Source organism: Parendozoicomonas verongulae, from assembly GCF_009711465.1.
Taxonomy (GTDB): Bacteria; Pseudomonadota; Gammaproteobacteria; order Pseudomonadales; family Endozoicomonadaceae; genus Sansalvadorimonas; species Sansalvadorimonas verongulae.
Genome location: NZ_SMME01000651.1, coordinates 2,271 through 2,892, shown reverse-complemented (window position 1 = coordinate 2,892; position 622 = coordinate 2,271). Strand labels below are relative to the sequence as shown.

1 protein-coding gene is annotated in these 622 nt (G+C 55.9%); it reads left to right on the top strand.

Translation table 11 applies throughout. The features are described 5' to 3' along the window. A partial coding sequence (locus E1189_RS23180; protein ID WP_230460044.1) for a tape measure protein occupies positions 1–622 on the top strand: 622 nt, incomplete at both ends.

Sequence of the window (622 nt, the reverse complement as noted above, 5' to 3'; positions counted from 1 at the left end):
GGAACAGGCCACCGGGGAGAACGTGCAGGTGCTTCGGGAGCTGTCGGAGAAGGGCAAACTCGGTACCGATGTGATAAAGGCCTTGATTGCCGAGATGGGCTCCAGCTCCATGGGCGCGGCCCAGAAGAACATGAAGACCCTGTCTGGCCTCTGGTCGAACATGAAAGACCGGTTTGAGCTGTTCGCCAAAGCCATAAGCGACAGCGGCTGGGCGGATTACATCAAGGCTCAAATGACAGCCGTGGGCAACAAGCTCGATGAGCTGGCGGCCAACGGTAAGCTGGACGAGCTGGCGACCAATATCTCCGCGACCTTTATTGCCATCGCCGAAAGCCTCAAAGCCTTCTTTGCCAACCTGACTCTGGATGAGGTGGTGAATACCACGACCAGCGGGTTTCAAAAGATTGTGGATACGGCCACCACAGTGATCGCCACGTTTCAGGTGTTGGGTAATGGCATAAAGGCCCTGTTCAATAGCTTATCGGTGGTGGTGAAAGGTGCAGCGACGTTTATTACCGGAGCCATTGCCAAAATATCCGAGGCAGCAGCGGATATTGTCGGCGCTCTGGGTTTTGATGAGCTGGAGCAGAAGGCCCGGTCTTTCTCAAACGGCACCCGGGCT